The sequence below is a fragment of the Pandoraea sp. PE-S2R-1 genome, assembly GCF_002179865.1.
GTDB lineage: Bacteria > Pseudomonadota > Gammaproteobacteria > Burkholderiales > Burkholderiaceae > Pandoraea.
In genome coordinates this window covers 1-24,190 of the sequence record NZ_NGUR01000014.1, presented here as the reverse complement: position 1 = coordinate 24,190, position 24,190 = coordinate 1, and the positions used below count along the sequence as shown (strand labels likewise).

General features: G+C 62.8%; 24 protein-coding genes. 17 read left to right on the top strand and 7 right to left on the bottom strand.

Annotation, left to right across the window (positions count from 1 at the left end; genetic code table 11):
- Positions 1-29: 29 nt before the first annotated feature.
- Positions 30-884 (bottom strand): S-formylglutathione hydrolase, encoded by an 855-nt coding sequence (gene fghA / locus CDV44_RS17395; RefSeq protein WP_087689154.1) that lies wholly within the window; start codon positions 882-884, stop codon positions 30-32.
- A gap of 257 nt (positions 885-1,141) precedes the next feature.
- Here fghA and CDV44_RS17390 point away from each other — a divergent pair, with 257 nt between their 5' ends.
- The 8 genes from CDV44_RS17390 (at position 1,142) to CDV44_RS17355 (ending at position 7,379) form a co-directional block, all read left to right on the top strand.
- Entirely contained in the window at positions 1,142-1,957 is an 816-nt protein-coding gene (locus CDV44_RS17390) for a helix-turn-helix domain-containing protein (protein ID WP_087689153.1), read from the top strand.
- 87 nt (positions 1,958-2,044) lie between these two features.
- On the top strand, positions 2,045-3,643 hold the full coding sequence (locus CDV44_RS17385; protein ID WP_249277605.1) for a glycoside hydrolase family 18 protein: 1,599 nt from the start codon (positions 2,045-2,047) through the stop codon (positions 3,641-3,643).
- Positions 3,644-3,645: 2 nt separating this feature from the next.
- Positions 3,646-3,864 carry a hypothetical protein gene (locus CDV44_RS17380; RefSeq protein WP_087689151.1) on the top strand — a complete coding sequence of 73 codons (219 nt, stop codon included), beginning with the start codon at positions 3,646-3,648 and terminating at the stop codon, positions 3,862-3,864.
- Positions 3,865-4,324: 460 nt separating this feature from the next.
- A complete protein-coding gene (locus CDV44_RS17375; RefSeq protein WP_058379201.1) occupies positions 4,325-4,531 on the top strand; it encodes a hypothetical protein in 207 nt (68 codons plus the stop codon).
- A 116-nt stretch (positions 4,532-4,647) separates the two neighbouring features.
- A complete protein-coding gene (locus CDV44_RS17370) occupies positions 4,648-4,836 on the top strand; it encodes a hypothetical protein (RefSeq protein WP_058379202.1) in 189 nt (62 codons plus the stop codon).
- 409 nt (positions 4,837-5,245) lie between these two features.
- Positions 5,246-5,539 (top strand): hypothetical protein, encoded by a 294-nt coding sequence (locus CDV44_RS17365; RefSeq protein ID WP_087689150.1) that lies wholly within the window; start codon positions 5,246-5,248, stop codon positions 5,537-5,539.
- A 164-nt stretch (positions 5,540-5,703) separates the two neighbouring features.
- Positions 5,704-6,429, top strand: coding sequence for a GntR family transcriptional regulator (locus CDV44_RS17360; RefSeq protein ID WP_087689149.1), 726 nt, complete (start codon positions 5,704-5,706; stop codon positions 6,427-6,429).
- Positions 6,430-6,431: 2 nt separating this feature from the next.
- Positions 6,432-7,379: an AEC family transporter gene (locus CDV44_RS17355; RefSeq protein WP_087689148.1), complete on the top strand. Its 948-nt coding sequence runs from the start codon at positions 6,432-6,434 to the stop codon at positions 7,377-7,379.
- 18 nt (positions 7,380-7,397) lie between these two features.
- On the opposite strand, the gene CDV44_RS17350 is transcribed toward CDV44_RS17355, so the two are convergent.
- Positions 7,398-8,480 (bottom strand): diguanylate cyclase, encoded by a 1,083-nt coding sequence (locus CDV44_RS17350; RefSeq protein ID WP_058379206.1) that lies wholly within the window; start codon positions 8,478-8,480, stop codon positions 7,398-7,400.
- Positions 8,481-8,944: 464 nt separating this feature from the next.
- On the opposite strand from CDV44_RS17350, the gene CDV44_RS17345 reads away from it, so the two are divergent.
- The 4 genes from CDV44_RS17345 to CDV44_RS17330 all read left to right on the top strand — a co-directional run bounded on the left by CDV44_RS17345 (position 8,945) and on the right by CDV44_RS17330 (position 11,759).
- Positions 8,945-9,373 carry a hypothetical protein gene (locus tag CDV44_RS17345; RefSeq protein ID WP_087689147.1) on the top strand — a complete coding sequence of 143 codons (429 nt, stop codon included), beginning with the start codon at positions 8,945-8,947 and terminating at the stop codon, positions 9,371-9,373.
- Between the two features lie 205 nt (positions 9,374-9,578).
- Entirely contained in the window at positions 9,579-10,097 is a 519-nt protein-coding gene (locus tag CDV44_RS17340; RefSeq protein WP_087689146.1) for a GNAT family N-acetyltransferase, read from the top strand.
- 302 nt (positions 10,098-10,399) lie between these two features.
- Complete coding sequence (locus CDV44_RS17335; RefSeq protein ID WP_058379209.1) at positions 10,400-10,603, top strand: cold-shock protein; 204 nt, start codon at positions 10,400-10,402, stop codon at positions 10,601-10,603.
- A gap of 160 nt (positions 10,604-10,763) precedes the next feature.
- Positions 10,764-11,759, top strand: coding sequence for a glutathione S-transferase family protein (locus tag CDV44_RS17330; protein WP_087689145.1), 996 nt, complete (start codon positions 10,764-10,766; stop codon positions 11,757-11,759).
- A 79-nt stretch (positions 11,760-11,838) separates the two neighbouring features.
- Here CDV44_RS17330 and purT read toward each other — a convergent pair whose 3' ends face one another.
- Complete coding sequence (gene purT, locus CDV44_RS17325; RefSeq protein ID WP_087689144.1) at positions 11,839-13,041, bottom strand: formate-dependent phosphoribosylglycinamide formyltransferase; 1,203 nt, start codon at positions 13,039-13,041, stop codon at positions 11,839-11,841.
- 177 nt (positions 13,042-13,218) lie between these two features.
- Positions 13,219-13,893, bottom strand: coding sequence for a TetR/AcrR family transcriptional regulator (locus CDV44_RS17320; RefSeq protein WP_087689143.1), 675 nt, complete (start codon positions 13,891-13,893; stop codon positions 13,219-13,221).
- A gap of 136 nt (positions 13,894-14,029) precedes the next feature.
- Here CDV44_RS17320 and CDV44_RS17315 point away from each other — a divergent pair, with 136 nt between their 5' ends.
- The 4 genes from CDV44_RS17315 to CDV44_RS17300 all read left to right on the top strand — a co-directional run bounded on the left by CDV44_RS17315 (position 14,030) and on the right by CDV44_RS17300 (position 19,670).
- Positions 14,030-14,971, top strand: a complete 942-nt coding sequence (locus tag CDV44_RS17315) for an SDR family oxidoreductase (RefSeq protein ID WP_087689142.1) — start codon at positions 14,030-14,032, stop codon at positions 14,969-14,971.
- Between the two features lie 70 nt (positions 14,972-15,041).
- Positions 15,042-16,643 (top strand): NAD(P)/FAD-dependent oxidoreductase, encoded by a 1,602-nt coding sequence (locus tag CDV44_RS17310; protein ID WP_087689162.1) that lies wholly within the window; start codon positions 15,042-15,044, stop codon positions 16,641-16,643.
- Between the two features lie 87 nt (positions 16,644-16,730).
- Positions 16,731-17,777 carry an alpha/beta fold hydrolase gene (locus CDV44_RS17305; protein WP_249277604.1) on the top strand — a complete coding sequence of 349 codons (1,047 nt, stop codon included), beginning with the start codon at positions 16,731-16,733 and terminating at the stop codon, positions 17,775-17,777.
- A gap of 150 nt (positions 17,778-17,927) precedes the next feature.
- Complete coding sequence (locus CDV44_RS17300) at positions 17,928-19,670, top strand: MBL fold metallo-hydrolase (protein WP_087689141.1); 1,743 nt, start codon at positions 17,928-17,930, stop codon at positions 19,668-19,670.
- A gap of 20 nt (positions 19,671-19,690) precedes the next feature.
- On the opposite strand, the gene CDV44_RS17295 is transcribed toward CDV44_RS17300, so the two are convergent.
- From CDV44_RS17295 to CDV44_RS17285, 3 genes are all read right to left on the bottom strand, one after another.
- The gene (locus CDV44_RS17295; RefSeq protein ID WP_087689140.1) at positions 19,691-19,939 is read right to left on the bottom strand and encodes a hypothetical protein; all 249 of its coding nucleotides are present in this window, start codon (positions 19,937-19,939) and stop codon (positions 19,691-19,693) included.
- A gap of 62 nt (positions 19,940-20,001) precedes the next feature.
- Positions 20,002-20,259 carry a DUF1488 family protein gene (locus CDV44_RS17290; RefSeq protein WP_087689139.1) on the bottom strand — a complete coding sequence of 86 codons (258 nt, stop codon included), beginning with the start codon at positions 20,257-20,259 and terminating at the stop codon, positions 20,002-20,004.
- Between the two features lie 326 nt (positions 20,260-20,585).
- Entirely contained in the window at positions 20,586-22,520 is a 1,935-nt protein-coding gene (locus CDV44_RS17285; RefSeq protein ID WP_087689138.1) for an acyltransferase family protein, read from the bottom strand.
- Between the two features lie 179 nt (positions 22,521-22,699).
- Between CDV44_RS17285 and CDV44_RS27840 the strand changes: the two genes are divergently transcribed.
- Positions 22,700-23,272 carry a hypothetical protein gene (locus tag CDV44_RS27840; protein WP_212677128.1) on the top strand — a complete coding sequence of 191 codons (573 nt, stop codon included), beginning with the start codon at positions 22,700-22,702 and terminating at the stop codon, positions 23,270-23,272.
- Positions 23,273-24,190: the final 918 nt, after the last annotated feature.

Below are 24,190 nucleotides of genomic sequence, written 5' to 3'. Positions count from 1 at the left end.
TGCGCTCCGCCGTTCACTGACCGGCCGGCTCAATACGCGCGCAAGTGCTCGGCGTGGTGCGTCAGGTGGTCGGCCATGAAGGTCTGGATGAAGTAGTAACCGTGGTCGTAACCGTTGTGCCGGCGCAAGTTCAGCGGCTGGCCGGCGTCGCGACAGGCACGCTCGAAGATGTCCGGATGCAGTTGCGCTTCGAGAAACTGGTCGTTCAACCCCTGATCGATCAGAATGCCGCCCGGGAATACCGCTTTCCCGGCCTTCGCCACCAACTCGCTCGCATCGTACTGACGCCACGTCTCGCGATCGCTGCCCAGATACCCCGTGAAGGCCTTCTCGCCCCACGGGCAGTGCATCGGTGCGGCGATAGGCGCGAACGCGGACACCGAGTGGAATTTATCCGGGTTACGCAATGCGATCGTCAGGGCCCCGTGACCGCCCATCGAGTGGCCGAAGATACCGACACGGCTCGCGTCGATCGGCAGCGTCTGCGTCACCAGCCCATACAACTCATCGACGATATAGCTGTACATGCGGTAATTCGTCGACCACGGTGCCTGCGTCGCATCCAGATAGAAACCTGCACCGGCGCCAAAGTCCCACGCATCCGTCTCGCCGGGCACACCCGCGCCGCGCGGGCTCGTATCCGGCGTGATCAGCGCGACGCCGTGCTCAGCGGCCAGCCACTGCGCGCCGCCCTTGATCATGAACGTCTCTTCGGTACACGTCAGACCGGCCAGATAAAACAACGCCGGCACGGCGCGGCCATCGCGTGCTTGCGGCGGAATGAACACCGAAAAGCGCATCGGCAGACCGATGGCCGTCGAGGCATGGCGGTAGAAGCGCTGCGCGCCGCCGAAACAACGGTGTTCGGCAATGAGTTCGAGCATGACGAGATCCGGGAGTCTTCAAATAGTCTGAAAAACCTGCAACGTCTTGGATGCAGCGTCGCCGCATAGGGCGAGACGAGTATCTTACCGCGCGGCGCCTGCGCGTGACGGTGTGCAGACCCTGTGAAAACGATGTGAAAGATCACCAAGGCACGCAGGGCACGTGGCCCGCGCACCTATGCCGCGCTTGCGGCCTTGTGACAGGCGATGACGCGTCGCTACGGTGAGCCTCCCTTTCTCGTCACAAGGAGCGCTCCATGCCGATGTCATCGTTCGACCTCGACGACGTCACCAATCTCGTGCAGCGTCAGGGCATCGCCGCCCGGCTCTCCGAACAGGAAAAACGTCTGCTGGTGCTGCTGGCCACCCACGCCGGCACCTCGCTCGACAAGCGCGTGCTCATGGAAGCGCTGTGGGGACGCCGCGCGCAGTGGATGGAGGAGGCCGCGATCGTGCAGCTGGTCTCGCGCCTGCGCCGCTCACTGGCCCCGCTCGGTCTGCAACGCGCCATCGTGACGGTGGCACGCGTCGGCTATCGGTTCGACCCGCCAGCGGGGGAAATACACACCGCGCAAACCGGGCAGACCACGAGCGCTTCGCCTGCGCTCGACGCGCTGCCACGGCACTGCGTCGCCCGTGAAGGACACGGCGAGGTGTCGCGCAATGGCATCGTCGTCCGGATTCCGCAGATCGAGTACCGCCTGTTGCGCGCCCTGCTCTCGCCACCACACGTCGTGCATGACAAACGTACGCTGATCGCGCGTCTTTGGCCTGACCGTCCGGATCAGGACGACACCAACCTCATGCAAGTGGTTTCCCGCCTGCGCCGCAAGCTCATTCCCCTCGATCTGCATCGCCAGATCGTGACCGTGCCACGCATGGGCTATCGCTTCGCGCCAAGCGCACCTACGCCGGCAACAGTGATCGATCAGCGCGGCGGCGCGCGTGCTTGCGATGGCGGGCATTGGCATACCCTGCGCCAGCGTCTGCGCCCGTGCCTTCATCAATGTCTCAGCCGCGTAAAGCGCTCGCTCACGTGGCTGACACGGCATTTGCGCTGGTATGGGCGGTGAGCGTGCCCGAGTCTGAATACGCCACAGCCGGCGCGGCAAGCGCCGCCCGGCGAAGGCCACTGTCCTTTCATTCTCAGGAGCCACACCATGTCTGACACCACTCGCAAGCCCCTTGCCCCGATGGCCACCGCTGCAACGGCGGCCCCGCTGACCGATACCGCTGCCGTCACCACCTCAGCCCTCGTCTATCCGGCTGACCCGTCGGGCGGCGCCACCGAAACCACCTACGCGCAAAACGGTTTCGACCCCGGCACCAGCACAACCCAACTGTCGTACACGTCGGCTCGCGTCGCGCGCCCCGTCTACAACCGTTACGCCAAGAGCACGTTGCAGGTGTCGGGCTACTACACCGACTGGTCGCAATACGATGGCCGCCTTGACGGCGACTTCAGCAACGACGCGGCAGGACGCGGTGTCGACCTGATGCAGCTCGACCCGTTCGCCTACGACCGGTTGATCATCGGCTTCGCCGGCATCGTCGGCGATCAGGGCGAAAAGGCGCAGACGATCACCCGCGCCGCGACGGACTTTCAGCGCAACGCCGATCAGGCGACCTTCGTCGACAGTTGGGGCGACGTGCTCTCGTACCGCAATTGCGGCTTCGACGGCTGGGTGAGCAACGACGTGATGCCGATGTTCCAGCAAGCGCGTGCGCAAGGCGTGCTAGGTGGTCTGCGCCTGCTGCATGCCAAAAACCCGGCGCTCAAGCTGGCCATCGCCATCGGCGGATGGACGATGAGTCAGGCGTTCCACGGCATGGCCGCCAGTGCGCCGCGACGCAAGACGTTTTGTGCGAGCGTGGTCGATCTGCTCAAGCGGTTTCCGATGTTCAGCGAGATCAACCTCGACTGGGAATATCCGGGCTCACCGGCCGACGACGGCAATACCTACGACGACACCGACGGGCCGAACTATGCCGCCCTCGTCGGCGATCTCAAGAAGGCGCTGGTGGCAGCGGGACGCAAGGACGTGGAGATTTCGATCGCGGCCTCGGCCAACGTCGCCGACATGGCGAAAGCCAATCTGCCCGGGCTCGTTGCGGCCGGCGTCACGCGCATCAATCTGATGACCTATGACTTCTTCGGCACCCCGTGGGCACCGGCGCTTGCGCATCACACCAACCTGCACGACACGGACCCAAGCGCCAGCGGTGCGTTCTCCATCGACCGCGCGGTGAACTGGCTGCGTCAGGCCAAGGTGCCGCTGGCGATGGTGCATATCGGCTACGCGGGGTACAGCCGCAACGCCTGTCAGGCACAGATCGGCAGCGTGGCACCGCTCTCGGGCACTTACACGCCGGGCAGCGACATCACCACCGGGACGTTCGAATCGGGCACGACCGAGTACTTCGACATGCTGTTCAACTATCTCGATCTCGAAAACGGCGGCGCGCGCAACGGCTTCTCGCTGTACACCGATACGGTGGCGGACGCCGACTTCCTGTTCAACCCGTCGAGCGGCTTGTTCCTGTCGCTCGACACCCCGCGCACGGTGAAGGCCAAGGGCGACTATGTCCGTCGTAATGGGCTGGGCGGCCTGTTCACCTGGACCATCGACCAGGACAACGGCGTGCTGGCCAACGCGGCGCACGAGGGGCTGGGCCAGAAGGCGGTGCTCTCGACTCTCGATATGCAGCCGTTCTATTTCAGCGGCAAAACGGTGCTCGACGACGAGACGGGAGGCTGACCATGGGTTTTCTCATTGCACGGCTGCTCGAACCGTCGACGTGGGCAGGCCTGACCGGACTGGCCGTCTCGCTCGGCACGTCGCCCGACGTGATGCACGAGATCGCGCAGGCGGGCGCGGCATTGGCGTCGCTCGCCGCTGTGGCGTTGCCGGAGCGCGCCCGGCGCGGCGTCCCGCAGAGGGCGCAGATGTCGCAGGATGAGGCGTCGCGGCAGCCCTAAGTCTCTGCGTGCACCGCGCTTTCGGGCGGGTTCGCGCGGATTCGGGCCGGCGATACCCCCTTTTTGGGGGCCGCCGGCCCGTGACGCTAAAAAGTTGTCACCATTTCTAAACTTTTGGCGGCAGGCGTCGCTATACGCTAAAGGGCTCCGTGTTCGTTGTTATGCCGCAGCAACGAACGATAAAAGCGATAAGTGCTTTCTTATCCGGCAGGAATGTTGTCATAATCGGCCGCTAAGATGCGCCTCGCATCGCGAATTGCAGGACATGCACCGAGCCCCCCGGCCAGAAAAGCAGTCAGGACCGTCAGTGGCAACAGAAGCCGTCTCGCCGTAAGCCGTGCCAGATCCAGAGATTGCAAGAAGATCGCAAGTGCGTTGCCGGCATATGCCGCGCGCCATAGACGATCCGAGCGATCGATAACACCGACCAGATGCAATTCATGTTTCACCCGGGGGCCTTATGAAGCTAATCCTGCTGGCGCTTGCCGCCTCGCTATTTACGCTCGTGATGATGGTTCAGGCGCGCAGCGAACCCGGCGACGCACCGATATCCGCCGTCCGTTCGCGCCCGGTCGGCATCAACGTCAACGAACGTGCTCCCACCCGCAAGGACATGGCGCTCTGGAGCGCCCGCCGCAAGATGCACGCGGTGCGTCAGGACGACTGAGCGCCACCTTCGCGCAAGCCAGTCTCGTCGCAGCAACATGCTGCGACGCACCAAATTTGGGCATCCTCGCCAGCCGTCCTATAGTGGAATGGCTTTCAGGCGAGGAGACAAGAAAGATGCCCGTATTCCACTTCAATCTTTACGACCTGACGCTGTTCCTGCCCATGGCGGTTGCCGGTGCCCTGCTTGTCGGCGGCATCCCGGTCACCACCCGAGCGACGCGCTACAGTCTGCGCGCCGTGGGTGCCGTGGTCGGCGCCCTCGTCGGGCTGCTTGTCGTGCAGGCTCTGCCGGTACTCGTGTAGCCGCACACGGCTTGGCCGACTTGGCGATAGCGGCCGGTAACGCCTGACGTTACCGGGTGTGGTGCCGTCACCTTCGAATCTGGATAGTCATCCGGTCGTGATGACCGCAGCGGTCATCGCTTTGTCATTCCCGGCAACTACGCTGTGTCTGGCAACTCCGGTTGCGCTGTCACCCCTCTCTGTTGCGCCGCCGACCCGCTCGGCGGCATTTTTTTGCCGGCTTTTTGCCGCGCATTCTTGACGCTTGTCCAGCGGTGCAAATACCGGCGGCTCGCCCGGCGCTTTGCCCCGACAGGGACACACACATCGCCTACAATCACCGGAAGCACAACGTTGTGTGCGTGCTTTTGCGTGGACGACCGGCAACGCTTGCCGAATGTCACGCACGGGCTCCGAAGGAGGCTCTCGCATGTCTGACGCGTTCTCCCACGCCTTTGCTGTCGTCATCAATCAGTACCGCTCACCGCGTCAGTACACCGTCTCGGTGGAACGGGCGAGCGAGATGATCGCGAAGAATATCGGCCTGTTTTCCGATGGCTTCGCCGGCGAAGCCCATCTGATCGTCGGCCTGTTCGAGCGCGAGGCCGACGCCTGGGCACTCGCCCGCCGCCTGCAACGCACCCGTACGACCGTGCAGGCATTGCTGCAAACGCCATCGCACGCGGCCTCCATCGCCCCGCCCGAGCTCGATCCGAGCAAGTAATCCGCGCCTTCACGCACCGCCGTCATCTGCACGGTTTCAGGGTCAACCTTCCAAATTTTCATCTGCGTAGCGATTCACGTGACTCAAGATCCGTTCATCGGCGTAGAATTCGGAATTCCAGATATCACGAAAGCGTCGACACCCTGTCGGCACTGGATTTCTTCATGTCGAACGCCCCGTCACCTGCCGACCCGCAAACTGCCCTCGCCCCGCTGGCGAGCAGCCCGGTCCTGATCGATCAGGTGTATTCGCGCCTGCGCGATGCCATCGCCGATCTCACGCTGCCGCCCGGTGAGCGTATCCGTCAGGCGGAACTGGCCGATTCGCTCGGGGTGTCGCGTCAGCCCGTGAGCCATGCATTGCAATTGCTCAAGCGCGACGGACTGGTCTGTGACAGCGGGCGTCAGGGGCTGGAAGTTGCCCCCATCGACGCCGCCCATCTGCGCCAGCTTTATCAGGTGCGTACGGCACTGGACGGTCTGGCGGCACGGCTGGCGGCCGGGCGCATGGCGGAAGGCACCTTAGGTGAGGACGAATTGCGCCGGTTGCACGATGCCGTGGCAGCCGGCATGGCCCTGACACATGGCACACCGGTCGCCCGGCAGGTACGCGTGGAAGTGGCATTCCATACCGCGCTGCATGACGCCTCGGGCAATCCACTGATCGCGCAGACGGTTGCACCGCAATGGCCGCACATCATGCGCGCGATGGCGGCAACGCTCGGCACGCTGCCTAAGCAGGAAGTCGTCTGGCACGAGCACGGTGAAATCGTCGCGCGCATCGCCGCAGGCGACCCGGCCGGTGCCGAGGCAGCGGCCCGCGAGCACACCGAGGCCGATGGCGGCAACGCCCGGCGCGAGTGGCTGATTCGACTCGCGGCGGAGCACTGATCATGCAAGCCGTCATCTCCGCAGCACTGCCCGTCTTCGGGTTGATTTTCGTGGGCTTTCTGTGTGCCCGCCGCGCGTGGCTCGGGCCATCGGCGCTCGACGCGCTGAATCGCTTCGTCGTCTACCTTGCGTTGCCTGCCGTGCTGTTCCAGTCGATGGCGCAGATCACGTGGGGCGAGCTGATCAATCCGGGGTTTCTGGGCGCGTTTGGCGGAGGCATGGCAGCAACGTTCGCGTTGTCGTTTCTGCTCGATCGCACGGTCCGTGGACGGCTGACCGACGCCAGCATCGAAGGCATGGGCGCCGCCTATCCGAACGCCGGGTTCATGGGTCTGCCGTTGTGTCTGGTCGCGTTCGGCCCGGCCAGCGTACCGGCGGTGGTGGTCGCCATGTTGCTGACCGCGACCGTGCTGTTTGCGATCTCGATTGCGATTATCGAAACCGATCTGCAAACCACGCCTTCGTGGCGCCGCACGAGCGCTTTCGTCGCCCGCGCGTTGATTCGCAATCCGCTGGTGGTGTCGCCGTTTGTCGGCATGGCGTTTGCCGCGGCAGGTATCGCCCTGCCCGCGCCAGTGCTTCACTTCACGACGCTGCTCGGCGGCGCGGCGAGCCCTTGTGCGTTGGTGGCCATCGGCATGTTCCTCGCCCAGAATTCGGGCGGCGCCCGCGAGCCGCGCACGGCGCGCGCCGTTGGACGTCTGGTCGGGCTCAAGCTGATCTTTCAACCGGCCATTACGGCATTTCTCGCATTCCGGGTGTTCGATCTGCCGGCCATCTGGGCGCACAGTGCCCTGCTGCTCTCAGCCCTGCCGATCGGCACCGGGCCGTTCATGCTGGCGCAACTCTACGGACGCGAAGCCGCCGTGGCATCGCGCGCCATTCTGATCTCTACGGTGCTGTCGGTCGTGACGGTGTCGTTGCTGATCGGCTGGTTCAGCGTGCGCTGAGCGTCGTTCGCCCGGCACTCAGCGCAGCGTTGCCGGCGCCGCGACCATGACGCGGTCACGCCCCGCGCGCTTGGCAGCATAAAGTGCCGCATCGGCAGCACCGAGCAGGCGCATCGGCAAGGCCTCCGGATCGGCGCTGTCGCGCGGATCGATACTCGCCAGCCCGATCGAAATGGTGAGCGGCACCAGCGTACCGTCGTCGTCGGGCACTTCGAGACGCGCCACCGCGCGGCGAACGCGCTCTGCCACCGTCCCCGCCCAGTTCTGCTCGGTCTGCACCAACAGCGCGGCAAACTCTTCGCCACCGTAGCGCGCCAACGTATCCGTCACGCGCAGTTGTGCACGCATGCACGCGCTGGCGGCGCGCAACGCGCGGTCACCGGTCGCATGGCCGTGGCTGTCGTTCACGCGCTTGAAGTGATCGATGTCGATCAGCAGACACGCCAGCGGTGCGCCGTAGCGCACGCCGCGAATCACCTCTTCGCGCAGGCGCTGATCGAAGTAGCGGCGATTCGACAAGCCGGTCAACGGATCGGTGAGCCCGATGCGCTTGAGCCGCTCGCGATTCCACATGTTCTCGAGACAGACCGCCACGACCGCGCCGAAACGCTCAAGGAAATCGGTGGCCATGTCGGGGGCGAAGCGCTTTGCGTCGCGGCTGCCCAGCGCGATCACGCCGATGTAGCGGCCGTTGCGCGACAACGGGATGACCACTGCGCTGGCGGGTGCACGCGCCCCGAAGAGCGGCACGTGGCGCTCGCGCGGTGCGCCGATCCAGAGGCGTCCATCGCCGCAGATCGCTGCGAACGTGCCGGCATCCTGCGCGATACATAACCCGGAGTCGAGGGCACGGACACCTTCGGCGGTGTCGATGAGATCGCGCAAGGTGTCGTCGATCTCGGCGAGCATCACGTGGACCCCCGAGAGATCGAAGTCGTGACGCAACCGGTTGAGCACCACCTCCAGAAACTGCCCGAAGTCGGGGGCGCCCATCAGGGCCAGTTCGATGTCCTGAAAACGTTTTAGCGAACGCTCATTGCGCTGCACAGTCGCCAGCAGCGCTTGCAAAGCATCGGGCGTTGGTGCCTGGTTGGTTGCCACTTGTGGTCTCGAAAGACGCGCGGCACTTCGCGGCCGCGTAGCGTGATTGCCCGGATTTGATATCGGCATTGTGCCGGGCATTGAGCCCTATAACGGCACTCACCTGTGAAATTTGAGGGTGTCAGGTATGAATTTTGACGCCCGCAAATTAAGTCGTGGCGCGGTTTTCCACACCCCTAGGGAAAATACCTACCCCGCGAGTCCCTCATGTGGCACCGCACAAAATTCTTGCGAGAGACGCGACACGGTGCCTTCGCGTCACGACGGACGGCCGACCGGCCATCTCGACAACGCTTTTTAGCGGCACTACAATCGCGCCCGCTCGTGTGCGGCGACGGTCACAAACACCGCCGGAATCCGGTCCTCGGCCGGCGCACAACAGACCGGCGTCACTTCACGTTACCGTGAACCACAGCCGGCAGAGCGGTCACGTCTTAACTTTCGATATCCCCACGGAGACACAGTTGTTTACGTCCTACCTGCGCGCTTCGCGCAAGGCGCTCGCCGCCATCACGTTCGCCGTCTTTGCGGCGTTCATCGCCACCACCCCGGCACACGCTGCCGACGCCGCCGTCCGGCATCACACGCACAAGGCGAGCCAGCCGGCCAAGCACGCCAAATCGGCAAAATCAGCGAAACCGGCAAAAGCGAAGAAAACTGCCAAAGCCGCCAAAGCCAAGTCGGTGAAAACGGCGCGCGCGAAACCTTCCAAGATGAAGGCAACGCATGCGACAACCACGCAGGCGAAGTCGCATCGCAAAAACCAAGGCAAGGCGGCCGCCAGACAAGCCTCAGCCAAATCGCACACCGCCGCCGGCAAACGTGCCAGCGCCAAGTCCCGCACGCCGATGAAGACGGCCAGCCTGCGCAAACACAAAGTCGCCGCGTTATAGTCATCAGGCGGTGACGCCACGTACTCCGGACGCCACCCTCTCATTTTCGTGAGGCTGCATAGGGTGGTGACATGTCCATGACATTTCGGCGTACGCCGGCGCGCGTTGCGCCGGCGCGACAACCGATTTATTTCACTTCGTTTTTTTGGTGCGAAGCTAATTCTTGTTTTGCCCGATCCGACTCTCGGCATACGGGAAACATGGCATGACGGCGCCGCGTATTTTGTGCGCCACGCCATCGGATGTGGAAGCGATTGCGGCACTTCACGCGCATAGCTGGCAGGCCACTTATGCACACGCCCTCCCCGCGGGTCCGCTACTCGCCCATCTGGCGCGCGAACATGCCTCGCTCTGGCGCGAGCGGCTGACGCGCGTCGACGACCCCGCGCTGCGCATCTGGAAAGCCTGCCCCGGTCTGGACGACGGCCCGCTCGCGGGCTTCATCTGCGCCTTGTCGGGTGCCGACGGCATTCTGGTCGACAACCTCCACGTGGCCGCGCCGTGGCAGGGGCAAGGCATCGGGCAAGCACTTTTCGGGCGCGTCAGAGCCTGGTCGAACGCGCTCGATCCCAGTGCGCCGCTTTATCTCTGGGTGTTGGCGCAGAACACGCGGGCGCGCCGGTTTTACGAACAACTTGGCGGTGCCGCCGGCCCGGTTCACCCCATCGCTGTCTCACCCGGCATTGAAGTTCCTGCATTGCGCTATATGTGGAAGTCGGGATAACGGGCGCAAACCATCCCGAAATGGAATACCTGGACGGACCGGTCGTCCGGTTGCTCCACGCACATGTCGCACTGCAACGAAAAATGGCTCGAGACTGGCGTAGATCAACAATCTAAAAGTTTCCCCGCTTGACACCTTCCCACCTTTCCCGTAAAAAAACGGGTGCATGAACGTTGTATGGCGAGTCTTGTGTTCATCTAATGTCGCCCTATGCGTCAACTCGGTTGTACCTGATCAGCTTTAATGTCATGCGCTCACTGAGCTTCTCGCTCGCTCATTTGAAAATTTTAAGGATTTAAGAAATGGCAACTGGTACCGTCAAGTGGTTTAACGACGCCAAGGGTTTCGGATTCATTACGCCGGACGAAGGTGGTGAAGATCTCTTCGCGCACTTCTCGGAAATCCAAGCAAAGGGCTTCAAGTCCCTGCAAGAAAACCAAAAGGTCACCTTCGAAGTGAAGATGGGACCGAAGGGCCGTCAAGCCAGCAACATCAATCCGGTCTAAGTGATTGATGTTCGGCTAAGCGATCGCTAACCCGATCGACGCGCCTCGGGCAGAACTTAACCGTCTGCCCGAACTGAAAACCCCGCTCTGGCGGGGTTTTTTCGTTGCGTGGCGGGTCACGCGGCTATGCTGACAAGTCTCCCCACGCTGGAGGTATGAAATGGGCCTGCTGGTAGACGGCAAGTGGCACACCGACTGGTATGACACGCGCGCCACGGGCGGGCGCTTCGAGCGCCGCCCCACGACCTTTCGCCACTGGATCACCACCGATGGCGCACCAGCGCCGGATAGCGAAGGTGCATCCGGCTTTGCGGCCGCGCCGCAGCGCTATGTGCTGTATGTGAGCTATGCGTGCCCGTGGGCGCATCGCACGCTCATCATGCGCGCGCTGAAGGGGCTGGAAGCCATGATTCCCGTCGCCGTGGTGAACTGGCTGATGCTGGACGACGGCTGGACCTTCGCGCCGGGCCCCGGGGTCACAGGCGATCCGGTCAACCACGCCGCATTCCTGCGCGACGTGTATCTCGCGGCAGACGATCGCTTCTCCGGGCGCGTGACCGTCCCCTTGTTGTGGGACACCCTCACCCGCACCATCGTGAACAATGAATCGTCGGAAATCCTGCGCATGTTCAACGGCGCTTTCGACGGGCTGGGCGCCACGGCGGGCGACTACTATCCGGTAGCGTTACGCGAGGAAATCGACACGCTCAATGCGCGTATCTACGACACGGTGAACAACGGCGTCTACAAGGCTGGGTTTGCGACGACGCAGGCGGCCTACGAAGAGGCTGTCACGCCCCTGTTCGAGACACTCGACATGCTGGAGCAGCGCCTCGCCAGCCGCCGCTTTCTGACGGGTGCGCGCATGACCGAAGCCGACATCAGGTTATTCACCACGCTCATCCGCTTCGATGCCGTCTACGTGGGGCACTTCAAGTGCAACGTGCGCCGCATCGCGGACTACCCGAATCTGTCGGCCTATACGCGCGACATCTACCAACAGCCCGGCGTTGCGGCGACCGTCAACTTCGAGCACATCAAGCGTCACTACTACGAGAGCCATCGGACGATCAATCCGACCGGCATCGTACCGGTCGGACCGTCGCAGGATTTCGATGCGCCTCACGGCCGGGCGCAGATGGCCTGGATGGCCTGACAGGTGAGATGGCGGTGAGATCGTTGTCAGCCGCCCTCTGCGGCGGCCGACAACGGGATACAACGCGGGCCGGAGGCCCTCAGACGGCGCGCGGCTTCACGCGGCTGGCCGCTTCCAGCGCGTTACGGCGTGCGACGTCGAGGTCGTCGTCGTAAGCCAGCGCGACGCCCATACGGCGCTTCACGAAGCTCTCGGGCTTGCCGAACAGACGAATGTCGGTCTGCGGCACTTGCAGTGCCTGATCCACACCGTCGAACACGACACCCGTCGCGTCCACGCCGCCGTAGATCACCGCACTCGCACCGGGTGTCTTCAGCGTGGTGTTGACCGGCAGACCGAGAATCGCGCGCGCATGCAGTTCGAATTCGTTCTGCCATTGCGTGATCATCGTCACCATGCCCGTGTCGTGCGGACGCGGGCTCACTTCGCTGAACCACACCTCGTCGCCCTTCACGAACAGCTCGACCCCGAAGAGTCCTTGCCCGCCCAGATTCTGGGTCACTTCGCGCGCGATCAGGCGAGCACGCTCCAGCGCGTTCACCGGCATCGGGTGCGGCTGCCAGCTCTCGACGTAATCGCCGCTCACCTGCTTGTGGCCGATCGGCGCACAGAAGTGGGTTTCGACCTGTCCGTCGGCGCCACGTGCACGCACGGTGAGCAACGTGATCTCGTAATCGAAGTCGATGAAACCTTCGACGATGATGCGGCCGTGGCTCACGCGGCCGCCGGCCATGGCGTAGTCCCACGCGGCTTTCACATCATCGGGACCGTCGATCTTGCTTTGCCCCTTGCCAGAGCTGCTCATCACCGGCTTGACCACGCACGGATAGCCGATGCCGCCGTCGATCGCGGCCTGCAACTGTTCGAGCGAATCGCAGAACTGGTAGGGGCTGGTCGGCAGGCCGAGCGTTTCGGCGGCCAGACGGCGAATGCCTTCGCGGTCCATCGTCAAACGGGCAGCGCGCGCCGTGGGCACGACGTGGACGATGCCGTCGGCTTCGAGCGCTTCGAGCATCGGCGTGGCGATGGCTTCGATTTCCGGCACGACGAGGTCGGGCTTTTCGGCGAGGATGAGCGCCTTGAGTTGTTCCGGGTCGGTCATCGCAATCGTGCGGGCATGATGCGCGACCTGCTGCCCCGGCGCGTTTTCATAACGGTCGACGGCAATCGTCTCGACGCCGAGCCGCTGCAACGCGATCAGGACTTCGCGGCCGAGTTCGCCAGCGCCCAACAACATGACCTTCGTCGCGCTCGGCGACAGCGGGGTTCCGATAGTGGTCATTTGCGACCCTTGATGAGTGAGGAAAAGGGATGCGTTGTCGCGCGCGAGCGCGCCAAACGCGAAAGACGTATTGTAGCGAGCGCCGCCATACCGAAGCTAGAAGCAGCGAGTAGGCGGCGGGAGGTCCGACGCGACGGGCGGGAAGCCGGACGTCCGTCGCCATCGCAGACCTGACACCTAGGCCAGCGCCCCGCGCAACACGCGGCGGCAACACGCGACCATGCGGGCCTCCGTGTCTTGATATCCGGTCAGCACCCATGCCGTCCCGGCGTTGGTCATGGCGCCAACGAGTGCCAGCCCGACAATGCGGGCGTCGGCCGCCGCGTCTTCACTGACCGGCGGCGGTGCGTCGGCCATGCCGATGATCAAGCGGGCAAATTCGAAGAGATAGCGCTGGTAAGTCGCGTCGGTTTCGGGGCTCACGCCCATCACCTCCAGCAGCAGCACGCGCGCGGCGTGAGCATCGCGCAAGAAGGTGAAAAACGCGTGCAAGCCGGCGTCGAGTCGCGCGTCGAGTGTCGGCGCGCTGGTGGCTACGGCCGCCTGCAACTGACCGAGGAGTGACTGCGCGTGATGGGCATACGTCGCGCGCAGCAGATGCTCCATGCTCTCGAAGCCGGCATAGAAGTAACGGTCGTTGAGCTTCGCCAGACCGCACACCGAGCGCACCGTCGCACGCCGGAACCCCACCGTACCGAAAACCGCCGTGCCGGCGCCGATGAGCGCCATGCGCCGTGCCGCTTCCCGCTGGGCCTGCCCCACCCCGCCATAACGGCGGCCGGACGGCGCACGCGACGGTGCGGCGTCCTTGTTGTCCGATTCGAGTCCTTGTTCCATTTCGCTATTTGACATCACGAACGCTGAAAACTAAAGTGGTGACACGCATCACCAAATTATACGCAACGCGATGCGAGTGACAAATGACGAAATTTGGCGTCGTTTTGAAGTCACCGGACACGATCCGAATCCATAGATAGGAGACATTGGCATGAAGACGTTCACCGACAAGGTGGCGGCCATCACCGGTGCAGGCTCCGGCATGGGTCGCTCGCTCGCCCTGGAACTGGCGCGCCGAGGGGCGCATCTCGCGCTATCCGACATCGATGACGCCAGCGTCGCCTACACCGCTGCGGCCTGCCGCGATTTTGGCGTGCACGTTACCGCCCGGCGACTGGATGTGTCCGATCGCGAAGCCGTGTTCGCGTGGGCCAGCGACACGGCCGAGATGCACGGCAAGGTCAATTTCATTTTCAACAACGCCGGCGTCTCGCTGTCGGTGCCCGTCGCGACGGCGCGCCTCGAAGACGTCGAGTGGCTGATGAACATCAACTTCTGGGGTGTCGTGCACGGCACGCAGGCGTTCCTGCCTTACCTCGCCGCCTCGGGCGAAGGTCACGTCGTAAACACGTCAAGCCTGTTCGGCATCGTCGCCATGCCGACGCAGTCGGCCTATAACGCTAGCAAGTTTGCCGTGCGTGGCTTCACCGAAGCGTTGCGCATGGAGCTCGATCTCGCGGGGTCTCCCGTAAGCGCGACATGCGTTCACCCGGGGGGTGTTGCAACGAATATCGTGCACACCTCGCGCATCGACGACAGCATCACGACGCTGACCGGCATGGACGCCCAGACGCATCGCCGTCGCGCCAACAAGCTGATTGACGTGACGAGTGCCGATGCGGCTGCCCGGCAGATTCTCGCGGGGGTCTCTCACAACGCCAGACGCGTACTCGTGGGTGCCGATGCCCGCCGCGTCGACAAGCTGGCACGTCTGCTGGGCGGGAGCTATCAGGCGCTGGTCGTGTGGTTTTACCGACGCACGGCCGTCGCGCGCAAGCCCGCGGCTTCCACGGCTTCCGCATCGCCCCCGACATCTTCGACGGCCTCGAACGCCGACGCGGCGCGCGGCACTTCGGCAGGCGCCTCCGACTAAGGCCACGGGCAGCGGACGCCGCCCGATACGAATGATCGAAGCTACAGAACAGCACCCGACGGACTCCGCCATGACCGCTACCCGCACCGCTTCCGCATCGAACACATCGAACACATCGAACTCGCCGACCGATATCGCCAGCGTGGCCACCGATCTCGACGTCGTCGTCATCGGTGCAGGCATCTCGGGTATCTCTGCGGCGCACTACCTCCGCGAGCGCTGCCCCGGCACGCGCTTCGCGATGCTTGAAGCCCGGCAGTCGCTGGGCGGCACGTGGGACCTGTTCCGCTATCCCGGCGTGCGCTCCGACTCCGACATGTTCACGCTCGGCTTCAGCTTCCGGCCGTGGAACAGCAATCAGGCCATCGCCGACGGCGGCAAGATTCTCGACTATCTCAAAGACACCGCGCACGCCGAAGGACTCGACGGCCTGATTCGCTACGGTCACAAGTTGCGTGAAGCGCGATGGGATTCGGGCATCGCGCGCTGGACGCTCGACATCGAGCGCACCTACCCCGACGGCCGCCAAGAGACGCAGCCACTGACCTGCCGCTTTCTCTTCATGTGCAGCGGGTACTACGCGTACGACGCCGGTCACTCGCCCACATGGCCCGGCATGGATGACTTCACCGGCAAACTGGTTCACCCACAACACTGGCCGGCGAATCTCGATTACCGCGACAAGCGCGTGGTCATCATCGGCAGCGGTGCCACTGCCGTGACGCTGCTGCCGAACATGGCAACGAGTGCCGCCCACGTCACGATGCTGCAACGCTCACCCAGCTACATCCTGTCGATGCCGTCACGCGACGGCGTGGCCGAACGGTTGCGTGCGCTGCTGCCTGCGGGACTGGCCCATCGCATCGTTCGCATGAAAAACGTGCTGGTGACGCTCGGCTTCTACAACGCCGCGCGCCGATGGCCGAACGCGATACGGCGCGTATTGATCAAGCGCGCGGCGCGTCAGGCGCTGGGGCACGTGGATGTCGCGCGCGATCTCTCGCCGCGTTACAACCCGTGGGATCAACGGCTCTGTCTCGCGCCCGGCGGCGACATTTTCAAAGCGCTGCGCAGCGGCCGTGCCGCCATCGTGACCGATGAAATCGCATCGTTCACGCCGACAGGGCTTGCCCTCAAGAGCGGCAAAACGCTCGATGCAGACATTGTGGTGACGGCGACCGGACTGCGCGTGCAACTGATGGGCGGTGCGAAATTGTTCGTCGACGGCGAGCCGATCGCGCTGGCCGACACCGTCTCGTACAAGGGCATGATGTACAGCGGCGTGCCCAATCTGGCATCGATTTTTGGTTACACGAATGCGTCGTGGACGTTGAAAGCGGAGTTGATCGCGCAGTACGTCTGCCGTCTCGTCAATCACATGAACAAGCATGGCTACGACACGTGCGTGCCCCGGCTACGCCCGCACGAGCATGCCGAATTGCCGGCGATCGGGCTCACTTCCGGCTACATTCAGCGAGCCGCCGGTGAATTGCCGAAGCAAGGGGGCCGCAAGCCGTGGGTGTTCTATCAGAGCTACTTCCGTGACGTGCGCCTGATGCGCTGGGGCCGCGTCGACGACGGGGCCATGCGCTTCGAGCGACGCGCCACACGTGAGGTCGATACCCCGCAAGTTGCTGACTTGCCGAGTGGCATGAAAGCGGCGTCGCGTTAGACGCACGGCATCGTTGACATCCATCGACGGCATGTTCGACATCGACACCATCGACATGCGTGAACTTCCCCTCCACGGCACGGCCTCATGACCGCATTCAACTCACTGCCCGACATCATGCTCATTGCCTACTTGCTCGGTTGTCTCGTGATCGCCTTCGCCGTGATCGTGCTGGTGCTCGTGCGCTTCACCCAGCGCGTGGCCAAACGCGCCGAGGCCGCTGTGCCGCCGGACGGTCAGTTTCTGGACATGGATGGCGAACGTCTGCACTACGTCGATTTCGGCAGCGGGCCGGCGGTCGTGTTCGTGCATGGCCTGTGTGGTCAGCTACGTAACTTCGCGTACCTGCCCCTCGCCGAGATGTCACGGACGCATCGGGTAATCCTGATCGACCGGCCGGGCTCTGGTTACTCGACACGGTCACCGGACAGCGACGGCAACATCGCGGCGCAGGCAGCGGTCGTCGCGAGACTCATCACAACACTGGGGCTTGAGCGCCCGCTCGTCGTCGGTCACTCGCTCGGCGGTGCCGTCGCACTGACGCTGGCCCTCAACCACGGCGAGCAAGTCGGTGCGCTGGCGTTGATCGCACCGCTCACGCAACCGGTGTCCCAGCCGCCCAAGGCGTTTCGTGCGCTGGCGGTACGCAGCGCATGGTGGCGCCGCTGGATCGGCCGTACGCTGGCCGTGCCGGTCGGCATGATGACCGGCCGCACGACACTCACTTACGTGTTCGGTCCTGAAGATGCGCCGAAAGACTTCCTGATCCGTGGCGGCGGCGCACTGGGTTTCCGCCCGGGCAATTTCTACGCGGCCTCGGTCGACATGCTCGCTGCCGAGCGCGATATGCCCGGCATCAGCGCACGCTACGGCTCGCTGAGCGTGCCCGTCGACGTGCTGTACGGCCGCAGCGACCGGATTCTCGACTACCGCGTGCACGGCGAAGACTTGCCGCGCGGCTACGCGGCGGCGCGACTGACGTTGATCGATGGCGGGCACATGCTCCCCGTCACACAACCCGAGACCACGATGCAGTGGCTGCGAGCAGTCGCGGCGCGTGCACACGGTGCAGCGGGCGCGGCGTCATCCGCACCGGCGACGGTGTCCACGCACGCTGCGAACGACGCGGCGTGACGTTGCGCAGCGGCTGTCGAATGGTTTTCGAATAGTCACGGATTGCCCACGAAGTCAGACAAACGAGACGCACCGGGTCAGGTGCGTCGACGCTTCCGATGGCACACTAGGGGCTTCGCGACTCCGCTTGGCCTATGCGCCGGCAGCGCCATGTCCGTCATCACCGATTCGCGCCCGTCTGCCCCGTCCCTGCGTCAAGCAGCGAGTCTCGTCGTGCTGCGCGCGCGACCGAGTGGCATGGAGGTCCTGCTGCTGCGCCGTGCCGTGCGCGCCAACGATTTCAGTTCCGACGCCTATGTTTTCCCCGGCGGGGTCGTGGATGCCGCCGACCGGCACGCGCATGCCGCGTGCTACGGGCTCGACGATGCGGCGGCGAGTGATCGCCTGCATCTGCCCGAAGGTGGACTCGACTACTACATCGCCGCGATTCGGGAATGCTTTGAAGAGACCGGCGTTTTGTTTGCGGATGTTGTGAGCGGCGATGTCGGAAGCCTCGCGGACGACGCGGTCGCTGACGACAGTGCGAATAACCGTGCCGGCGCACCGATCGACAGCGCCCGCTTGACGGCCATTCGCGCGCATCGCGAAGCGCTTCATGACGCGGCAATCGATCTGACGTCCCTCTGCCGAACGTTCGACATACGACTGGCACCGGCCCGGTTGCATTATCTGAGCCACTGGGTGACGCCGCTTGCGTTACCGAAGCGTTTCGACACCCGCTTCTTTCTCGCGGTGTTGCCGGACGGGCAACAGGCCGAAGTCGATCAGGTGGAGACGGCAGCACACCGCTGGATGCGCCCCGCCTATGCGTTTGCCCACGCCGAGCAACTGCGCTTGTTGCCGCCGACGCGCAAGCTTCTGCAATGGCTCGACGGCATGGGCGATGTCGACACCGCCGTCGCCGCGGCGCAGGCGCTGACCGAGGTGCCGCGCATTCAGCCGCGGCTGGCCGAAGGCAAGCGGGGCCGCTGGCCCGTGACACCCGACGAACCCGCGTGGGCCGAGTTGTCGCTGACCGATCCGCAGGAACAAGGCACGGGCAGCTACGACATCGTGCCGGGACGCGTGGTCGCGCTCATGCCCGGCGTCCTGCGGGTGAGCGCCCCGAATCCGGGGATGATGACGGGCCCCGGCACGAACACGTACCTCATCGGAGGCGGCGCAGCCAACACGTGGGCCGTCATCGATCCGGGGCCTGACGATCCGTCGCATATCGACGCGATTTTGCGGGCGGCGCCGGGTGACATCCGGCAGATTTTCGTCACGCATACCCATCGCGATCATTCGCCGGCTGCCCGTACGCTCGCGGCGCGCACGGGGGCAACGACATACGGGATGCCTGCGCAGCATGAGGAAGGTCAGGATCTGACGTTTGTGCCAGACGTCATGCTGGCGGACGGCGACGCGGTGGTGTTACCCGATGGGCGCACGCTGCGTGCCATTCATACCCCGGGACACGCGGCCAACCATCTCTGCTATGCGCTCGACGAGGCAAAGCTCGTATTCACCGGCGATCACGTCATGCAGGGCTCGACGGTTGTCATCAATCCCCCCGACGGGCATATGGCGACGTATCTGCGGTCGCTGGAAAAGCTGGCGGCGCTCGCGCCCGCGTGGCTGGCACCGGGGCATGGCTTCGTCATGGATCAACCGGCACGGCGCATTGCGCGGCTGGTCGCCCATCGGCTTCAGCGCGAAGCACGCGTGCTCGACGCGCTTCGCAAGCACGGACCGGCGACGATCGAGGCGCTGACCCCGATCGTGTACGACGATGTGCCGGCCGTGCGCCACGCCGTGGCGCGGCGTTCGCTGCGCGCGCATCTGGAGAAACTCGCGGAAGACTGCCTCGCGGTGCGTCAAGACGAGGGGCTTTGGGCGGCTACCGACGCCTGAAAACGCCCGGCAATTTCGGCTCAGCCGTCACCGTCACCGAGCAACTCGTCGACAATGCGCTCCCCGGCTTTGCGACCGGCCATTTCAGCGTCGACGCGATTGTCCCGATGGCCATCGGGCGAGCGCACTTCCGGCCCCTCCGGCTTCCCGTGCCGTGAGACTTGCACCAGATAGTCCCAAGGACCGGCGTACTCGTTCTGAAACGCCTTGACGCGAATGGCATAGCCGGCGCGATATTCGTACATCTGCTCGTGGGAGGCATAGCTCATGACGGACTCCGGTGCTTGACGTCGAATGACGTCGTGTGACGTCGTGGCGGGATGCGTGCCGATCAGCCAGTGGCGCGCAGGATGACGGGTTCGGATTGAGCGCCGCCGGAAATTTCGGCAACGGCCAGCGCGACGATGGCATCTTCGTGCTCGACGAATTGATCGAAGAGCGCCTCCCCGGCCGCGTCACTACCCGCGAGCTGATTCAGTGCGGCGCGCTCGATCAGGCAGGTCCAGACCCTGCCGTCCACATTAAGGTAAAAGCGCACCGACCGGTCATCATCGACAAGTCCAATGCCGCCGTGCAACGTCGCGCCCATCGCACTTCTCCCATTCGCGGATACTGCCTAATCGTCAAATTCTGACAAAAAATGCTATCACTTTCGGATTGCGTTCGTATTTTTTCCCTATCAAAACTGGCAGCATAAAAAAACCCGCCTGAGAGAGGCGGGCTGAGAAAACCGGAACGCACGGGGCACCATGACTATCCCGGGAAGACAGGGTCATGAAAACATGACGAATCCATTATGCGTCGCGTCGCGGTCGTCGACAGCGGTGTGCGAGCAGGGAATTAGATCTGGATCAATTGCGACGATCGCTGAGCAGTCGGCAAGCAACGGGATGACTTTGTTGTCGCGACGTTCGCTCATTGCTCCCTGACGATCTTTGCTATCACGTCGACCACTGGCCGACCACCCTCGTAGGAAAGATGGGTTTCGTCAGCATAGTTTGAAATTCCGTCATGAATGACCACGCACTTATCGTCCGGACATAGGAAACGGTACGGGTAGACGAAAAACACATTCGCCGGCTTCGGCATGCGCTCCGTCGACTCCATAAATCGCTTAACGACTGCCTGGTCCTTGGCCGCAGGACACGAAACAACGGACTCTACAGGTCGGACTTTCGATTTCTCACAGTTAAAATCGATTGTCGGAGTACTCCCGAGGACGACCAGTTTGGAAAATCGAATGCCAAATGCTTGCATCCGATCCCGAACGACGTTGAGAGTCTCGTCGCCAGTTCCGCCCCCGTACATATGCCAACGTTGGGCCGTTATGACCGCATCATAATGCTGCCCCCTCATCGACCTAAGTGCAGAGACTCGCTTCTCGCAAAGGTCCTTTAGGTCGCCAGTCAGCCCCGTCGGAAACGTAACGGTGTCGCCCATGAAGCAACTACCAAAGTTCACGAAGTCAATGGCGTAATCTCGGCCGAACTGCTCCCGAATCTGCCGACTAACGTGGTTGATGTGGCTATCGCCAAAAGCCAAGAGTCTCTTCGTCGAGCGCCTATTTCCGAACTTCCAAATCGGTTCTTGCAAGCTTTGGCCGGAATCGTCCCATCCAGCCGACGCCTCGAACTTCACCATTCTCGACGGAAATCCACCTTCGGAGTACACACCGAAGCTCGCCGCACATACAGCTACCATCGCAACAACCAAGCCATGTGCAATATGGCGACCTTTACTGGGCTCGATCGCCTTTCTCACCGGCCTCTCAACAAATCGGAAAGTGAGCCACGCGAGCAAGATCGAGCAAAGAATGAGAATTACCCGGACAGAGCGATCGGGCACGCCCGCGTGAAGAATCCGCGCAAACGAAAGCAGTGGCCAATGCCAGAGGTACAGCGGAAAACTGATCAAGCCAAACCACACAAGGATCCTGTTTGACAGAATCACTCTGTTGACCCAAGCGTTGGAACCCCCGGCAATGATTAATGTTGTGCCCAACACAGGGAGTAGAGCCCACTTCCCGGGAAACTCAAGCGTCTGATTGATTCGGAACAAACCAAAGATCAGCGCGGCGAAACCGAGCAGTGAAAGACAGTTGGCCAGCGTACTTCCGTCGGGCGTGGGGGGCTCGCGATACACCAGCTTCGCCAACCGACCGTCTATCGCTGTTAGCCACCCATTAGACCAGGCACCTCTGCTCAATGAGGCATGTGCAAGCAACGCGCCAAAGAGCAACTCCCAGAATCGCGAGTGAGGCCCATAAAAGGTTGCGAATGCATCGGCCGTGACTCCATGGATATTCGCAAAGAATGAGAGCCCCATCAGCAGCACAAGAACCGTGAGCCTGTTTAGATTCACCTTCCAAACTGCCCAAACAATCGCTGGCCAAACGAGATAGAACTGCTCCTCAATCCCCAGGCTCCAAAGGTGCAAAAGAGGCTTCAAGTCTGAAACGACGTCAAAGTACCCTGCTTCTCGCCACAGCACCAAATTCGCTACAAACCCGGCGCCACCCGCGACGTGCTTCCCAAGTTGACGATACTCGTCCGCCAGCAATATTCCCCATCCGGCCGCCAAGCAGGCTGACAACACGACGATGAGCGCAGGGAAAATTCGTCGGATACGCCGACGATAGAAATCCAGAAAATCAAATTCACCGCGATCAAGACTGCCGAAAATAATCGTGGATATTAAGTATCCAGAAATTACGAAGAACACGTCTACGCCAACGAAGCCGCCCCGCATTACTCCTGGAAACGCATGAAAAAACACGACCGATAAGACTGCAATCGCGCGCAGGCCGTCTATATCTGCCCGGTACTTCGGGTGTGACAAATGCTTTCCCAAAAAATCTCCCCGATATCCGTCAAAACCAACCCCGTGCCATGCAAACGTTTAGGAAAGCAAAACAACTGAGTCCGACAATTGGACACGATTGTATCAAGGCAGATGGTGGATCTCGAGTGCGTCCCGTTGCGGGCTAACACTGCTCCCAGTGCGTGCCACCAGCCAGCAGCATCTACACGGTGATGATGCAAAGAATGATGCGGCCCTGGTCTTGGGCCGACAGCGGCGACGCGTTCACGATTGTGATGATCGGTGGTAACCCGGCGCTCACCGACATATGCGGGTTGACCGCGTCGACAGCCGATCCTGCCGGACAAACTACATTGGTGCCCGCCTGCGCAAGCAAGTCGGCAAACGCAAAGTCTTCTTCTACCATCGGCACCTGGACGACCGCAGTGAGGGACTCGCTACCGCACCGCTTGGAGATCGAGCCGCCATCGCGGAAGCTGATCGCATTGCGAATGCGGCGAGCACCGGAGAATCAGGCGGGCAGGTTCGTGGCCGACGCAGTCGCCGACGTCATCCGGCGTTTTCGCGAGGAAGAAGACACGAGAGGCAGCGCAGCGGATAAAGAGAACGTCGAGGGCGAATTCGATATCACGCTCACGCGACATGCCGAGTATCTTGCGCTTCAGGACAGCGCCCCGCCTCCATCTCTGCAAAGCTGCAAAGTCGTGCGGCTGACTCGTACGATTTCGCTGCGCACGCGAACCCTGCGACAACGCATAAACACTACGATCGACGTCGAGTGAAGCGAGCTTCGGCCACCGAGTGAGCGGGAAAATCTTATTTCTTGCGGGAAAATTTCCCGGAACGGGAAAGTAGGGCGCGTGTAACGCTTTGAACTACAAGGGGATTTTGGGGTGACCGATGGGACTCGAACCCACGACGACTGGAATCACAATCCAATCACCAAATCTTAATTTCTCCTTTATTTTCATATGGTTGAGCATCCCGATTTGTCAATTCCAGCAACCACGACGGCAACGGTGCGACAAGGCTTTCCGGGCGGTCGTTGACAAAAAATGGGCTCCATTTTCGGTGTTCCCCACCTCCCCCCATGCGGCGATCTTCAGGCGAGGCCCCGATGATTTCGAGCACACTCTCGCTGCGGGACCCCGGCGACAGAATCTCGGCGGATCTGACGCGATTGCTAGATCTTCGAGACATTCGTTTCGCCGGCACAACAGCATTTGATATTGAAGCGCTAACCGCTTAAGGTCTATCCACGGGATTTCTTCTATATCCGGGAACACCGTCTTGGGAGCGCTCCAATGAATGCCGCAACGCATGTGAGCCGGACTTGCCCTGTTCCCCTAAAGCCACTCTTTGTCGCCCTCTCCCTGTGTGCCGTTGGCCACGCGCAAGCTGCTTGTGACAACCTGAATCCGGCAAGCAACACCACCGTCACATGCACGGGGTCCGGCGGCGCGGTCCTTGCGCAAAGTGGCAGCACCAACGTTACCGTCAACGTCACCCCCGGGAGCTCAGTCTCTCTCGTTCGCGGCACACCCGGCTTGGCGATCATCTCCGTCGACACCTCCAGCACAATTTCCAATTCGGGTACGGTCAGCCTCTCCGGTTCGTCATCGACCGGCCGCGGCGCGGCGCTCCTTGGCCAGAACGACCGCAACGCACTGATCAATACCTCTTCGGGGACCATCACCACG

Bases quoted from the DNA above. Each gene is read 5' to 3' on its own strand.
- CDV44_RS17360 (WP_087689149.1), top strand. From the start codon at position 5,704: ATGTCGAACGCCCCGTCACCTGCCGACCCGCAAACTGCCCTCGCCCCG.
- CDV44_RS17375 (WP_058379201.1), top strand. From the start codon at position 4,325: ATGAAGCTAATCCTGCTGGCGCTTGCCGCCTCGCTATTTACGCTCGTG.
- CDV44_RS17340 (WP_087689146.1), top strand. From the start codon at position 9,579: ATGACGGCGCCGCGTATTTTGTGCGCCACGCCATCGGATGTGGAAGCG.
- CDV44_RS17370 (WP_058379202.1), top strand. From the start codon at position 4,648: ATGCCCGTATTCCACTTCAATCTTTACGACCTGACGCTGTTCCTGCCC.
- CDV44_RS17315 (WP_087689142.1), top strand. From the start codon at position 14,030: ATGAAGACGTTCACCGACAAGGTGGCGGCCATCACCGGTGCAGGCTCC.
- CDV44_RS17390 (WP_087689153.1), top strand. From the start codon at position 1,142: ATGCCGATGTCATCGTTCGACCTCGACGACGTCACCAATCTCGTGCAG.
- CDV44_RS17290 (WP_087689139.1), bottom strand. From the start codon at position 20,259: ATGGGCGCGACGTTGCACGGCGGCATTGGACTTGTCGATGATGACCGG.
- CDV44_RS17365 (WP_087689150.1), top strand. From the start codon at position 5,246: ATGTCTGACGCGTTCTCCCACGCCTTTGCTGTCGTCATCAATCAGTAC.
- CDV44_RS17305 (WP_249277604.1), top strand. From the start codon at position 16,731: ATGACCGCATTCAACTCACTGCCCGACATCATGCTCATTGCCTACTTG.
- CDV44_RS17385 (WP_249277605.1), top strand. From the start codon at position 2,045: ATGTCTGACACCACTCGCAAGCCCCTTGCCCCGATGGCCACCGCTGCA.
- purT (WP_087689144.1), bottom strand. From the start codon at position 13,041: ATGACCACTATCGGAACCCCGCTGTCGCCGAGCGCGACGAAGGTCATG.
- CDV44_RS17300 (WP_087689141.1), top strand. From the start codon at position 17,928: ATGTCCGTCATCACCGATTCGCGCCCGTCTGCCCCGTCCCTGCGTCAA.
- CDV44_RS17320 (WP_087689143.1), bottom strand. From the start codon at position 13,893: ATGTCAAATAGCGAAATGGAACAAGGACTCGAATCGGACAACAAGGAC.
- CDV44_RS17295 (WP_087689140.1), bottom strand. From the start codon at position 19,939: ATGAGCTATGCCTCCCACGAGCAGATGTACGAATATCGCGCCGGCTAT.
- CDV44_RS17355 (WP_087689148.1), top strand. From the start codon at position 6,432: ATGCAAGCCGTCATCTCCGCAGCACTGCCCGTCTTCGGGTTGATTTTC.
- fghA (WP_087689154.1), bottom strand. From the start codon at position 884: ATGCTCGAACTCATTGCCGAACACCGTTGTTTCGGCGGCGCGCAGCGC.
- CDV44_RS17335 (WP_058379209.1), top strand. From the start codon at position 10,400: ATGGCAACTGGTACCGTCAAGTGGTTTAACGACGCCAAGGGTTTCGGA.
- CDV44_RS17330 (WP_087689145.1), top strand. From the start codon at position 10,764: ATGGGCCTGCTGGTAGACGGCAAGTGGCACACCGACTGGTATGACACG.
- CDV44_RS17310 (WP_087689162.1), top strand. From the start codon at position 15,042: ATGACCGCTACCCGCACCGCTTCCGCATCGAACACATCGAACACATCG.
- CDV44_RS17380 (WP_087689151.1), top strand. From the start codon at position 3,646: ATGGGTTTTCTCATTGCACGGCTGCTCGAACCGTCGACGTGGGCAGGC.